The organism is Clostridium sp. DFI.5.61 (assembly GCF_024462915.1).
GTDB lineage: Bacteria > Bacillota > Clostridia > Oscillospirales > Oscillospiraceae > Lawsonibacter > Lawsonibacter asaccharolyticus.
Genome location: NZ_JANGBZ010000016.1, coordinates 1 through 13,383, shown reverse-complemented (window position 1 = coordinate 13,383; position 13,383 = coordinate 1). Strand labels below are relative to the sequence as shown.

14 protein-coding genes are annotated in these 13,383 nt (G+C 63.0%); 9 read left to right on the top strand and 5 right to left on the bottom strand.

The features are described 5' to 3' along the window. Window positions 1-14: 14 nt before the first annotated feature. Together uvrA and NE584_RS09645 are read left to right on the top strand one after the other, a co-directional pair. Window positions 15-2,843, top strand: coding sequence for an excinuclease ABC subunit UvrA (gene uvrA, locus NE584_RS09650; RefSeq protein WP_256182696.1), 2,829 nt, complete (start codon window positions 15-17; stop codon window positions 2,841-2,843). Between the two features lie 204 nt (window positions 2,844-3,047). Further along, on the top strand, window positions 3,048-3,593 hold the full coding sequence (locus tag NE584_RS09645; RefSeq protein ID WP_256182695.1) for a GNAT family N-acetyltransferase: 546 nt from the start codon (window positions 3,048-3,050) through the stop codon (window positions 3,591-3,593). Here NE584_RS09645 and NE584_RS09640 read toward each other — a convergent pair. Further along, window positions 3,556-3,819: a hypothetical protein gene (locus tag NE584_RS09640; RefSeq protein ID WP_147577124.1), complete on the bottom strand. Its 264-nt coding sequence runs from the start codon at window positions 3,817-3,819 to the stop codon at window positions 3,556-3,558. The two genes, NE584_RS09645 and NE584_RS09640, sit on opposite strands and share 38 nt — an antisense overlap. A gap of 83 nt (window positions 3,820-3,902) precedes the next feature. Between NE584_RS09640 and NE584_RS09635 the strand changes: the two genes are divergently transcribed. The 4 genes from NE584_RS09635 (at window position 3,903) to NE584_RS09620 (ending at window position 7,303) form a co-directional block, all read left to right on the top strand. Then, window positions 3,903-4,118 carry a helix-turn-helix domain-containing protein gene (locus tag NE584_RS09635; protein WP_050625102.1) on the top strand — a complete coding sequence of 72 codons (216 nt, stop codon included), beginning with the start codon at window positions 3,903-3,905 and terminating at the stop codon, window positions 4,116-4,118. A gap of 77 nt (window positions 4,119-4,195) precedes the next feature. After that, on the top strand, window positions 4,196-4,684 hold the full coding sequence (locus tag NE584_RS09630) for a small multi-drug export protein (RefSeq protein ID WP_077138786.1): 489 nt from the start codon (window positions 4,196-4,198) through the stop codon (window positions 4,682-4,684). 46 nt (window positions 4,685-4,730) lie between these two features. Then, the gene (locus NE584_RS09625) at window positions 4,731-5,054 is read left to right on the top strand and encodes a hypothetical protein (RefSeq protein WP_256182694.1); all 324 of its coding nucleotides are present in this window, start codon (window positions 4,731-4,733) and stop codon (window positions 5,052-5,054) included. Window positions 5,055-5,077: 23 nt separating this feature from the next. Further along, window positions 5,078-7,303, top strand: a complete 2,226-nt coding sequence (locus NE584_RS09620) for an ATP-dependent RecD-like DNA helicase (protein WP_256182693.1) — start codon at window positions 5,078-5,080, stop codon at window positions 7,301-7,303. Window positions 7,304-7,365: 62 nt separating this feature from the next. On the opposite strand, the gene NE584_RS09615 is transcribed toward NE584_RS09620, so the two are convergent. The 4 genes from NE584_RS09615 to NE584_RS09600 all read right to left on the bottom strand — a co-directional run bounded on the left by NE584_RS09615 (window position 7,366) and on the right by NE584_RS09600 (window position 9,987). Continuing rightward, complete coding sequence (locus NE584_RS09615; RefSeq protein ID WP_256182692.1) at window positions 7,366-7,623, bottom strand: hypothetical protein; 258 nt, start codon at window positions 7,621-7,623, stop codon at window positions 7,366-7,368. Between the two features lie 79 nt (window positions 7,624-7,702). Then, a complete protein-coding gene (locus NE584_RS09610; protein ID WP_256182691.1) occupies window positions 7,703-8,356 on the bottom strand; it encodes a TetR/AcrR family transcriptional regulator in 654 nt (217 codons plus the stop codon). A 139-nt stretch (window positions 8,357-8,495) separates the two neighbouring features. Next, a complete protein-coding gene (locus NE584_RS09605) occupies window positions 8,496-9,242 on the bottom strand; it encodes a hemolysin III family protein (RefSeq protein ID WP_256182690.1) in 747 nt (248 codons plus the stop codon). A gap of 265 nt (window positions 9,243-9,507) precedes the next feature. After that, the gene (locus NE584_RS09600) at window positions 9,508-9,987 is read right to left on the bottom strand and encodes a TspO/MBR family protein (protein WP_077138784.1); all 480 of its coding nucleotides are present in this window, start codon (window positions 9,985-9,987) and stop codon (window positions 9,508-9,510) included. Window positions 9,988-10,511: 524 nt separating this feature from the next. On the opposite strand from NE584_RS09600, the gene NE584_RS09595 reads away from it, so the two are divergent. The 3 genes from NE584_RS09595 to NE584_RS09585 all read left to right on the top strand — a co-directional run bounded on the left by NE584_RS09595 (window position 10,512) and on the right by NE584_RS09585 (window position 13,343). Beyond that, window positions 10,512-11,564 (top strand): ABC transporter substrate-binding protein, encoded by a 1,053-nt coding sequence (locus NE584_RS09595; protein WP_050625504.1) that lies wholly within the window; start codon window positions 10,512-10,514, stop codon window positions 11,562-11,564. An 80-nt stretch (window positions 11,565-11,644) separates the two neighbouring features. After that, window positions 11,645-12,544, top strand: a complete 900-nt coding sequence (locus NE584_RS09590; RefSeq protein WP_256182689.1) for an ABC transporter permease — start codon at window positions 11,645-11,647, stop codon at window positions 12,542-12,544. A 1-nt stretch (window position 12,545) separates the two neighbouring features. Further along, window positions 12,546-13,343 (top strand): ABC transporter ATP-binding protein, encoded by a 798-nt coding sequence (locus NE584_RS09585; RefSeq protein ID WP_256182688.1) that lies wholly within the window; start codon window positions 12,546-12,548, stop codon window positions 13,341-13,343. Window positions 13,344-13,383: the final 40 nt, after the last annotated feature.

The following is a 13,383-nucleotide window of genomic DNA, read 5'->3' as shown; positions in this document are numbered from 1 at the left end:
AAGGAGAAACCAAAATGCACAGTCATATTTTTGTCAAGGGCGCCCGGGTGAACAACCTGAAAAACATTGATGTGGACATCCCGCGGGACAAGCTGGTGGTCCTCACCGGGCTGTCCGGTTCGGGAAAATCCTCCCTGGCCTTCGACACCATCTATGCCGAGGGACAGCGGCGGTATGTGGAGTCCCTCAGCTCCTACGCCCGCATGTTCCTGGGCCAGATGGAGAAGCCCGACGTGGACTATATCGACGGGCTCTCACCCGCCATCTCTATCGACCAGAAGACCACCAGCAAGAACCCCCGCTCCACTGTGGGCACCGTGACGGAGATCTATGACTACCTCCGTCTGCTGTGGGCCCGGGTGGGCACCCCCCACTGCCCCATCTGCGGCAAGGAGATCAAACAGCAGACCATCGACCAGATTATCGATCAGGTGATGGCGCTGCCCGAGGCCACCCGCATCCAGATCATGGCCCCGGTGATCCGAGGCAAGAAGGGGGAGCACGCCAAGATCTTCGAGGATGCCCGCAAGTCGGGCTACGTCCGCTGCCGGGTGGATGGCATCGCCTATGATCTCAGCGAGGAGATCAAGCTGGAAAAGAACAAGAAGCACGACATTGAGATCGTGGTGGACCGTCTGGTGATCCGGGAGGACATCGCCCGCCGTCTTACAGATTCGGTGGAGACCGCCGCCTCCCTGGCGGGGGGGCTGGTGATTGTCAACGTGGTGGGGGAGGACCGGGATATCCTGTTTTCCCAGAACTACGCCTGCGAGGACTGCGGCGTCTCCATCGAGGAGCTCACCCCCCGCATGTTCTCCTTCAACAACCCCTTCGGCGCCTGCCCCACCTGCACCGGCCTGGGCAGCCAGATGAAGATCGACCCGGAGCGCATCATCCCCAATAAAAACCTGTCCATCATTGAGGGGGCCATTACCGCCTCCGGCTGGAGTAGCATCAAGTCGGACGGCATCTCCCGGATGTACTTTGACGCCCTGGCCAAGCGGTACAAATTCAAGCTGAACACCCCGGTGAAGGACCTGCCTCCGGAGGCGCTGGACGCCATCCTCTACGGCACCAACGGGGAGAAGCTGACCCTCTACTACGACCAGCCCCGGGGGAAGGGGACCCTGTATCAGGCGTTTGAGGGTATTGTCAACAACCTGGAGCGCCGCTACCGGGAAACTCAGTCCGACTCTGTAAAGCGCGAGCTGGAGGAGTGCATGAGCGAGTGCCCGTGTCCCACCTGTAAGGGCCGCCGCCTGCGCAAGGAGTCTCTGGCGGTCACCGTGGGGGGGATCGATATCGACGCCTTCACCCACAAATCAGTGGACGACGCCCTGGAGTTCGTGGATCAGCTGACCCTGACTGAGACCCAGATGCGCATCGCCCAGCGGATCCTGAAGGAGATCCGGGAGCGGCTGGGCTTCCTGCGGTCGGTGGGGCTCCAGTACCTGACCCTGTCCCGCAGCGCCGCCAGCCTGTCCGGCGGCGAGAGCCAGCGCATCCGGCTGGCCACCCAGATCGGCTCCTCTCTGATGGGAGTGCTGTATATTCTGGACGAGCCCTCCATCGGCCTGCACCAGCGGGACAATGACATGCTGCTGGAGACTATGAAGCACCTGCGGGACCTGGGCAACACCCTGCTGGTGGTGGAGCACGATGAGGACACCATGCGGGCCGCCGACTATATCGTGGACGTGGGCCCCGGGGCCGGCGTCCACGGCGGACAGATCGTGGCCTGCGGCACAGCGGAGGAGATCATGAACACCCCCGGCTCCCTCACCGGCGACTACCTCTCCGGGCGGCGGAAGATCCCGGTGCCGGAGCAGCGCCGGAAGGGGAACGGAAAGTACCTGAAGGTGCTGGGGGCGGCGGAGAACAATCTGCGCCACATCGACGTGTCCTTCCCTCTGGGGACCTTCACTGCGGTGACCGGCGTGTCGGGCAGCGGAAAGTCCTCCCTGGTCAACGAGATCCTCTATAACCGGCTGGCCTGCGACCTGAACCGGGCCAAGACCCGGCCGGGCAGACACGACGGCCTGGAGGGGGAGGAGTTCCTGGACAAGGTCATCAACATCGACCAGTCCCCCATCGGGCGCACGCCCCGGTCCAATCCGGCCACCTACACCGGGCTGTTCAACGACATCCGGGACCTGTTCGCCTCCACCCAGGACGCTAAAAGCCGGGGCTACGGCCCGGGCCGCTTCTCCTTCAATGTGCGGGGCGGCCGGTGCGAGGCATGTCAGGGGGACGGCCTGCTGAAGATCGAGATGCACTTTCTGCCGGACATCTACGTCCCCTGCGAGGTGTGCAAGGGCAAGCGGTACAACCGTGAGACCCTGGAGGTGCGGTATAAGGGGAAAAATATCTATGAGGTTCTGGAGATGACAGTGGAGGAGGCCCTCCCCTTCTTCGAGAACCTGCCCCGGATCTACGGGCGGCTCAAGACCCTGATGGATGTGGGGCTGAGCTATATCAAGCTGGGGCAGTCCTCCACCGAGCTGTCCGGCGGCGAGGCCCAGCGGGTCAAGCTGGCCACCGAGCTGTCCAAGCGCTCCACCGGCCAGACCATCTATATCCTGGATGAGCCCACCACCGGCCTGCACAGCTATGACGTCCACCGGCTCATCGAGGTGCTCCAGCGTCTGGTGGAGGCGGGCAACACCGTGGTGGTCATCGAGCACAACCTGGATGTCATCAAGACCGCCGACCATGTCATCGACCTGGGCCCCGAGGGGGGCGACGGCGGCGGCACCATCGTCTGCACGGGCACGCCGGAGGAAGTGGCCGCCTGTGAGCGGAGCTACACCGGGCGGTATCTGAAAAAGATGCTGGAGCGGTGAGGGCGCGTCCTTCTGCCTGGGCCAGACCAACAGAACGGACAGGCCGCGGGTCCCTGCGTGAGAATCGGAAATAAATGCGCCCCCGCAGAGCCGGATGCCCCCAGCGGGCCGGACGGCCCCCTATATACCCATCATAATATATAACGCGCGGAGCGCTCCGGCGGCCTTTGCCGGAGCGCCGCAGAAAATCAGGAGGAGGATCCTATGGAACACATCCGAATCATCGCCCCGGGCGATCCTGGCTTCGACTGGCTCTATGACCTCTATATGCAGAGCTTTCCCGTCCACGAGCAGCGCCTTCGGGAGCGGCAGGAGGGGGTGCTGGGCCATCCGGAGTACCACTGCGACCTGCTCTGTCAGGGGGAGACACGGGTGGGGCTGTTGATGTGGTGGGCCGGGCCCGGCTTCCGCTATGTGGAGCATTTCGCCATCGCCCCGCAGCTGCGGGGCCAGAGCTGGGGCAGCCGGGCACTGCGTGAGTTCCTGGCGGAGGGAGACCCGGTGGTGCTGGAGATCGATCCTCCGGAGGACCCGGTATCCCGGCGCAGGAAGGGCTTTTACGAGGGGCTGGGCTTTGTCTCCAACCCATGGCCCCACATCCATCCCCCTTACCGCCTGGAGTTCTCCGGCCACGCCCTGGAGGTGATGACCTTCCCCGGCGGCTGGGACGAGGGACAGTACCGGCGCTTTGCCCGATATCTGGACGAGACGGTCATGGCAGACCGCCCTCAGAAGGTGGCGGGGGCGTAAGTGGTCCATCCTCCAGGTCCCGGGCCAGCGCCAGTCCTGTCCGTAGTCCCAGACGGAAGCTGCGGAGGGCGTAAAAGCGGTTGAGCTCTTCCAGCTGTTGCTGGAGAAAGGGGTCCAGCACGCTTCGGAGCAGGTCGGCCCGGCAGGCAGTCCCGAAATCTGGGGGCTGAGAGGAAAGGGTAGTTTTGATATAGTGCTCATAGAACCAAGATAGAAAGTCTTCCATATCAAATCAGCGTCCTTCAAACACATCATATTGCGATGTTATTATAATACATTATTTAATAATGTGTTAAGAGGAGATTAAAAATGACAGAAGTGATCCTTCCGGGGCTGGCGGGCCGGCTGAAGCCGCTGCGAAACGAAAAAAAGATGACCCAGAAAGAGATGGCCGCTCTGCTGGACTGCACAGAGGGACATTATCAAAAGATCGAGTATGGAAAGATCAATCTCTCTGCCCTCCAGCTGATGGAGCTGGCCGACTTTTTCGGCGTCACCACCGATTATTTGCTGGGCCGGGATTGACGGATGGACCGGTATCGTGTAAATTGGTTATCAGCTTGCCGCGGCGCGGCAAAATACGGATTTGACAGGAGACCAGAATGGATCTTTTTCAGTGGCTGACCGACACTACAGAGGGGAAATGCCTGTTCACCACCCTGGTGTCTATGATCCCCATCATCGAGCTGAGAGGGGGCATCCCCTTCGGCGTGGCCCTGGGCCTGCCCTACTGGCTGGCCTTTCCCGCCGCGGTAATCGGGAACGTGATCCCCGCCCCCTTCATTATCGTGTACATCCGCCGCATCTTCGCCTGGATGCGCAGACATCTGCCCCGCCTGAACAGCATGGTGGACAAGCTGGAGGAGAAGGCCCACCTGAAGGGACAGAAGGTGCGGCGCTACCAGTATCTGGGCCTTTGGATCTTTGTGGCAATTCCCCTGCCCGGCACCGGCGCATGGACCGGCTCTCTGGTGGCCGCCTTTCTGAACATGCGGCTGAAACAGGCACTGCCCGCTGTGGTGCTGGGGGTGATGACGGCGGGGTGCATCATGACTGCTCTGACCCACGTGGGCATCAATCTGTTCGCCTGAACCCCGGCGGCGCTTCCGGCATAGGATGGGCCGGAGGTGAGCCTGCATGGAATATGTGTGGGAGATCGTGCTGACCGTCCTGTGCCTGATGGGGCTGGGCCTGCTGGTCTGGTGCCTGCTGGGGCGGCTGGTGTGCCCGGTCCCCGGGCAGGAGGTCCTGGCCGTCCTGGAGGGGCAGGGGGACGGAGGGGGGCTGGAGCAGAGCGTCCGCGCCCTGATGTGGCTGAGGAGCCTGGGCCTGCTGCACTGCCCGGTGGTCATCGTGGACCTGGGGCTGGACCGGGAGGGCCTGGCGGTGGCCCAGCGGCTCGCCCTGCGCTGGCCGGTGGTGGACCTGTACCGCCCGGAGGATGGGGCGGAGGCGCATTGATACAAGAGAGGAGGTGCCCAAAATTGGAGGACGGCAGAGAGCTGGAACTGGTGGAGGGCACCGTGGCCTCTTTGATCTTTCAGAATGAGGAGAACGGCTACACCATCCTCCGGCTGGAGCGGGGGGGCGAGGAGTTCACCCTGGTGGGGGAGATGCCCGGCGTCTCCCCCGGGGAGTACCTGTCGGTGCAGGGGCGCTGGGTGCGCCACGCCACCTACGGCGCCCAGTTTAAGGCGGAGATCGTGGAGCGCCGCCTGCCCCAGAGCCTGAAGGAGGTCTTCCACTACCTGGCCTCCGGCGCAGTGAAGGGGGTGGGCAAATCCACTGCCCGCCGCTTGGTGGAGGAGTTCGGAGAGGACGCCCTCCGGGTGATGGAGGAGGAGCCGGAGAAGCTGGCCTCCATCAAGGGGATCACCCCCAAGCGGGCCCGGCAGATCAGCGAGTCCTTCCGCCAGCAGATGGGGATGCGGAGGCTGATGGAGTTTTTGGGGGAACACCAACTCCCGCTGACCCTGGGGACCGCCCTGTACCGGGCCTATGGGGATGTGGCACTGGAGGTGCTGCGCTCCAACCCCTATCTGATCGTGGGGGAGGAGTTCGGTGTAGAGTTTTCCCAGGCGGATCAGCTGGCCCTGTCTCTGGGGGTGGGGGGGGAGGACCCCCAGCGCCTGGAGGCGGGGCTGCTCTTTGAACTGGCCCACAACCTGAACAATGGACACAGCTTCCTGCCCCGGCGCAAGCTGATAGAGGCCACCGCCATCCTGCTGGACGTGTCCGGCGGCCTGCTGGAGCCCTGCCTGGAGGCCCTGGCCGGCCGGGGCGAGGTGGTCTGCGAGGCAGTTGCGGGGGAGGATGGGGTATATCTGCCCGCCCTTTACGATGCGGAGTGCTATGTGGCCTGGCGCGTCGGGGAGATGAGCCGGTCCGAGCTGCTCCCGCCGGACGACCTGGACAAGCTGATTGCCCGAATCCAGCGGGACCAGGGAATCCGTTACGCACCCCAGCAGCGGGAGGCAGTGGAGCTGGCAGCCTGCCGGCAGGTCATGCTCCTCACCGGGGGGCCGGGTACCGGTAAGACCACCTCCCTGCGGGGGGTGCTGGCCCTGTTCGAGACCCTGGGGCTGGAGACCGCCCTGGCGGCCCCCACTGGCCGGGCGGCCAAGCGGCTGGGGGAGCTGTGCGGTACGGAGGCATCCACCATCCACCGCCTGCTGGAGACCGGCTTTGACCCCCACAGCGGGCGTCTGGTCTTCAGCCACGGGGAGGACGACCCTCTGAAGGCGGACGCCGTCATCGTGGACGAGACCTCCATGGTGGATGTGCCTCTGATGGCGGCGCTGCTGGCCGCCCTGCGCAATGACTGCCGGCTGGTGCTGGTGGGAGACCCGGACCAGCTACCCTCCGTGGGGCCGGGGAATCTGTTCGGGGACCTGATCCGCAGCGGGACTGTGCCCACCGTGCGGCTCACCCAGATTTTCCGGCAGGCGGCCCAGAGCGCCATCGTCCGCAACGCACACCTGGTGAACGCGGGGGAGATGCCCGACCTGCGGAAGAACGATAACGACTTCTTTTTCCTCTCCCGCCGGGACCCTCAGAGCGCGGCGGAGACCATCGTGGACCTGTGCCGCCGGCGCCTGCCGGAACGGATGGGGATCCCGGCGGACCAGATCCAGGTGCTCTCCCCCACCAGGAGGCGGGGGACGGGCACCTCCGCCCTGAACCAGGCCCTCCAGGCGACGCTGAATCCGCCCTCGGAGGAGAAGGGGGAGCGGCGCTTCGGCGACACCCTCTTCCGGGAGGGGGACCGGGTGATGCAGGTGAAAAACAACTACGACATCCTCTGGAGGGAGGACGGGGGCGCGGCCTCCGGGATGGGGGTGTTCAACGGAGACATCGGCCGCATCCAGTCCATCGACCCGCGGGGGGAGTGCATCACCGTGGACTTTGAGGGGCGGATCGTAGAGTATTCCCCGGACATGCTGGGAGAGCTGGAGCCTGCCTATGCCGTCACGGTCCACAAGGCCCAGGGCAGCGAATACCGGGCGGTGATCCTGGCTGCCCTGGATGGGGCCCCCATGCTGCTCACCCGGGGCGTGTTGTACACGGCCATCACCCGAGCCCGCAGCCTGTTCATTGTGGTGGGGGAGGAGAGCGTGGTGGCCCGCATGGTGGCTAACAACCGCCAGACCCGCCGGTACAGCGGCCTGCGGGCCCGCCTGGCGGGGGAGACAGCGTCGCTCCCCCTGTGACTGAAAAGCGCCAGCCTGCCAAGTACGGCAGGCTGGCGCTTTTCCCCGAGAGAATGGATGACTCATTTCCGGCGGAGGAACAGGATGCGGGCGGCCTCCGCCAGGAGGACCAGGCTACCGGCGGCCAGGCATACCCTGGCCGCCGCGGCACGGCCCTCCTGAGCCAGGGGCACGGCCTTGGCGATGAGTCCGGCGCCGGTGAGCAGGGAGAGGGCCCCGCCCATGAGCCGCACCGGGCGGTGCTCCCAGGCCCGGTTCATGGAGCGGTCAAATCTGCCGGCAGCCCCTTCCACCAGCTGTTCCAGTCTTTCTTCCGTCATAGGGATACCTCCTTATACATTCGTTCTGATTGTATGTATATTTGCAAAATCAAATGCCCCAGGGGGCATCTGATGGAAGCTAGGTCCGTTCCTCCCCGTACAGCACAGCGCCCATGGCGGAGAAAGCAGCGGAGACCTGGTCGTTGATCAGGGGGAGGCCGATGCTCTCCAGCATGGTGCTCACACAGGCAACCTTGCGCTGAAAATCGGGGCCCGTGGACGAAAAGACCAGAGGGCTGAGCAGGAGGTTGGTAAAGACGGCCACAACCTCTGCCGCGATTTGAGGCGAGTCCACAGTGATGGAGCCGTCCGACACCCCTTCCTCCAGAAAGGTGCGAGTCATAGGGACGACGGAGGTTCGGCAGCTGAGCAGGTAGGCACAGACCAGCTTGGGGCTTTGGTAAAAGGTCCGGGAGAGCATGCGGTACATCTGGAGCTGCTCCCGGTTGGAGACGGAGGCAATGATGAGCCGCTGTAATTTCTCCAACCCGTTCCGGGAGGTGTCCTCCTGGATCTCAAGGCAGGGGACCGTCTCGTGGAACATATAGGTGGTGACGGCATCCAGCATCTCCTCCTTACCGTGGAAGTGGTGGTAGATGGCTCCCCTGGTCAGGCCGCAGGCTTCTGCGATGTCCTGCAAGGTGACATGCTCATAGCCGTGCTCCAGAAACAGCCGCTTAGCGGTGTCCAAAATGGCCTTTTCCGTCACTTCCGGGTACTTATTCCGCGGCATGGTTTGTGCCTCCTGATAGATACGTAATGTATGTATCTGTAGAATAGCACAGAACGATCCTGCTGTCAACCCCCTGGCGCGAAGCTGAAAAAACTCCCGGCCATTCCATGGCCGGGAGGATCCGGTGTTTCAGGGAGGGTCACAGGGGAGCGACCACGGAATACATCAGGATAAAGTGAGACACGCTGCCCAGGACGATAAAGACGTGGAAGATCTCGTGGCAGCCAAAGCGGGGGTTGTTCCGGCCGGGCCACTTGACCGCGTAGAGCACCCCGCCCACGGTGTAGAGCACTCCGCCGGCGATCAGCCAGAACATGCCCGCGGCGGGCAGGACGCGGGAGAGAGGGGCGATGGCGAACAGAGCCATCCAGCCCATGGCCAGGTAAATGACGCTGGTGAGCCAGCGGGGGATGTCCAGCTTGGCGATGGTGAGGATGATCCCCGCCGCCGCACACAGCCAGATGGCCAGCAGCAGGGGGCCGCCCACGCCGCCCCAGAGGACGGTCATGCAGATAGGGGTGTAGCTGCCGGCGATCAGCAGGTAGATGGAGCAGTGGTCATATTTCCGCAGGGCCAGCCGGCCCCGGACTGTGGTGTTGACGCAGTGGTACAGAGTAGAGGCGGTGTAGAGGCCGATCATGGACAGCCCATAGACCAGGAAGGCGGAAAATTTGATCCAGTCCTCCAGCCCGGCGGCCCGGACCAGAAGAAATACCGTGCCCACCAGGGCCAGCACCGCGCCTGCCCCGTGGGTGATAGCGGACCAAGGCCGCAGGCCGTCATAGGGGTCCCGGCGGGGTCTGGGAGCCTGCTGATGGCGGGCGGTGAGCGGGGCGGAGCGGGTGATATCCGGTACCACAGAGGGATTATAAGCAGGTTCGTGCATAGAGAGCTCCTTTCCAGGAAGGCACATCTGTTCTTGCGTATCATTAGTATAACACCAAACGGGCAAAATATCAATATAAAAATTACTAAATATAGTATTAAAAATTATATCTGAAATGCGGAAAATTACAGGAGCCCGCCGGCGCCGAATCGCTGGACAAGGTCAGGATATGCGGAAAGGGCGAAACTATGAGAAGAAGTGGAAGAAAAAACCTTGGGTCTTTTCAAGAATCTGAGAGCTCCGGGTTATGAGCCCGGAGCCTTTTTCAACGTGGATTGAGCAGCCAAACACCCCAATTGAGATAGGCCGCAAAGGTCACCCAGAGGAGATACGGGACTTGCAGCCACCCGGCGGTGCAGTCCACCTGAAGGAAGGACAGCAGCATCCACAGGATCAGGGCCCAAAGCACTGCCAGCCAGACAAGGGCAAAGCCGAAATTCTGGAACTGAAAGAAAATGATGCTCCAAAAGAAGTTGAAAGCGAGCTGGACTAGGAAGAGCAGCAGGCTGCGGGACCGGAGACCGGAGGGGGGCGCCAGATAGACCCGGGCCGCGCCAATGCCCATCAGGGCGAACAGGATCACCCATACGATGGGAAACACGATGCTTGGCGGGGAAAGAGGAGGCTTGGTGATGACCTGGGAATAGAGCTGTGTACCGTCCCTGGTCAGCCAGCCGGCCAGGCCGCCCACCGCCTCGGTGAAGAGGACCCAAGTCCCATAGGTCCCCCATAGATGCTTCTTCATTTTCATCACCCATGGACAGCATATGTGAAATCGGAAATTTTATGTGTTCGGACCGGGGCGGCTGATAGGGAGGGCTCCGGCGGCCCGCTCCCAGCCTGTGGAAAACGGAGGTCCAGAAAAAAGGGGTTGACAAGTGGGAAAGGGGCGGCTATAATAAGCCCAACAAATCAATCAGCAGAAACCTGCGAGGAAGATGAGTAGCCAGTGGGCAAACCTTCAGAGAGTCCTGGGGGGTGGGATCAGGGCGGGGCGCAACTGTGTGAATGGACTTCCGAGGGCGGCTTGAACGGCTTTGGCTCAGTAGATGCCGACGGGGACCCACCCGTTATCCATCGGGCACGCGTGATGGCGCGTGAAGCGAGCGGACGTTTACGTCAATTTGGGTGGTATCGCAGGAGTGCAGCTCTTGTCCCATGTGGGATGAGGAGCTGTTTTTTTATTGGCTGCGCTCCCAAGTCAAGGCCGCCGGCACCGGCCCCTCCATCGCCCACCCGAACAAATTTTGTTTTTTGGAGGAAAACACGATGAAAAAGCATGACATGATGAAGAAGTTTACCGCTGCCGCCCTGTCCCTGACCATGATGGCCGGCCTGGCCGCCTGTTCCGGCGGCAGCAGCTCCGCCTCCTCCGGCGCCGCCCCTGCCCCGGCCGTTTCCGGCTCCGAGACCGGCGGCACCGCCATCAAGGTGGCGGTAGTGAAGCAGATGGACCATGCCTCCCTGGATGAGATCGCCAACGCCATCACCGCCCGGCTGGACGAGATCGCCGCCGAGCAGGGCATCACCATCGACTACGGCCAGGTGTACAGCGGCCAGGGGGACGAGACCATCCTGAACCAGATCGGCGCCCAGGTAGTGGCCGATGGTGTGGACGTCATCATTCCGGTGGCCACCACCGCCGCCCAGCTGATGACCGTGGCCGCCGAGGGCACCGGCATCCCAGTGGTGTACGCCGCCGTCAGTGACCCGGAGCAGGCCGATCTGCTGGACCTGGACTATGTCACCGGTATGAGTGACGCCCTGAACACCCAGTTCATCCTGGACATGATGCTGGCCCAGGACCCGGAGGTGCAGACTGTGGGCCTGCTCTACTCCCTGTCTGAGCCCAACTCCACCAAGCCCATTGCAGAGGCGAAGGAGTATCTGGACGGCAAGGGCATCGCTTATAAAGAGTACACCGCAAACAGCGTAGATGAGGTCATCGCCGCGGCCGGGACGCTGATCGCCGACGGCGTGGACGCAGTCTTCACCCCCACCGATAACAAGATCATGGAGGCCGAGCTGGCCATTGCCCCCGAACTGGCGGAGGCGGGCATCCCCCACTACACAGGCGCTGACTCCTTTGTCCGCAACGGCGCTTTCACCACCTGCGGCGTGAACTATACCGACCTGGGCACTCAGACCGCCGACCTGGCCTATCAGGTGGCGTCGGAGGGCATGGACGGCATGGAGGACTACTATCTGGTGGAGGGCGGCATCATCACCGTCAACACCGAGACCGCCCAGACTCTGGGCGCGGACTACTCCATGTTCAGCGACATGGGCCAGGTGGTGGAAGTGGCCACCACCGAGGACTAAGCACGCCCTGACCGCACAATACCGCCAGTCCCTCCGGCAGGACGCCGGAGGGGCTTTGGCCTGAAAGGACGGAACCCGCTATGCTCTATATTCTCCAGACAGCCCTGGAACTGGGCCTGTTGTACGCACCGGTAGCCCTGGCTCTGTTCCTCAGCTACCGCATCCTGGACATTGCCGATCTCACCACCGATGGGGCTTTCACCCTGGGGGCGGCCGTGTCGGTGACAGTGTGCATCGCAGGCCACCCCGTCTTGGCGGTCCCTGCCGCCATGGCTGCCGGGGCGGCGGCAGGCTTTGTGACCGCCTTCCTCCAGACCAAGATGGGGGTGCCCTCCATCCTGGCGGGCATCATCACCAACACGGGGCTCTACACCATCAACCTGATGGCCATGGGGTGGACCTCCACCGCCAGCCTGCTCCGCCAGGACACTATTTTCCGCATGTTCCAGGCTACCGGTATCGGCGGAGCCTGGAGCGAGATCCTGCTGGGCGGGGTGCTGACGGTGGGGGCGGCCCTGCTGCTGGTGGCTTTCCTGGGGACCCGGCTGGGCCTGTCCATCCGAGCCACGGGGGACAATCGGGACATGGTCAGGGCCTCCTCCATCAACCCAAACTTCACCATCACCGTGGGGCTGTGCATCGCCAACTCCCTCACTGCCTTTTCCGGCGCTCTGGTAGGCCAGTCCCAGCGCAGCGCCAACGTAAACATCGGCACCGGAATGGTGGTCATCGGGCTGGCCTGCCTCATCATCGGTGAGACGGTGCTGGGCCGTGGCTCCATGCTGCGGGGGGCGCTTTCCGTCTTTGTGGGCAGCATCCTCTACCGGATCATCTATGCGGCGGCCCTCAGCTCCAGGATCATCGAGGCTATGAAGCTGCTGACCGCCATCCTGGTGGCGCTGGCCATCGCGGCGCCCACCCTCAAGCAGTGGGCTGCCTTCCAGAAGCGGAAGGCGGAAATGAGAAAGGGGGGACGCTGAGATGCTGGAACTTGCGTGTATCTCCAAGACCTTCAACCCCGGAACGGTGAACGAGAAGAAGGCGCTGAGCGGAGTTGCCCTCCGTCTGGAGAAGGGGGACTTCGTCACCATCGTGGGCTCCAACGGCGCGGGTAAATCCACCCTCTTCAACGCCATCGCGGGGGCCTTCTATGTGGATGAGGGCGCCATCCGCCTGGCGGGGGAGGACATCACCTTCAAGCCGGAGTACAAGCGCAGCCGGGAAATAGGGCGGCTGTTTCAGGACCCCATGCGGGGGACGGCGCCTCATATGACCATCGAGGAGAACCTGGCCTTGGCCTATCTGCGCACTGCCAAGAATCAGAACGCTTTTTTCAGCCGGACCAGCAAAGCGGAGAAGCAGTTCTTCCGGGACCGGCTGGCCCTGCTGGATATGGGGCTGGAGGACCGGATGAAGCAGCCCGTGGGGCTGCTGTCCGGCGGACAGCGTCAGGCGCTTACCCTGCTGATGGCCACGCTGGTCCCGCCCAAGCTGCTGCTGCTGGACGAGCACACGGCGGCCCTGGACCCCTCTACAGCAGAGAAGGTGCTGGGCCTGACCCGGGAGATCGTGGCGGAGCATCATATCACCACCATGATGGTGACGCACAACATGAAAAATGCTCTGGAGCTGGGCAACCGCACCCTGATGATGGACAGTGGAAGGGTCGTGCTGGACATTGGGGGGGAGGAGCGGAAGGGCCTGACGGTGGAGGACTTGCTGAAGCGGTTCAAGGCTGGGGCCGGCAGGGAGCTGGACAACGAATGGAAAAGCCGTTGAGCTGGATGATGTAGGGCTGATACACGGAGAACACGTTGAT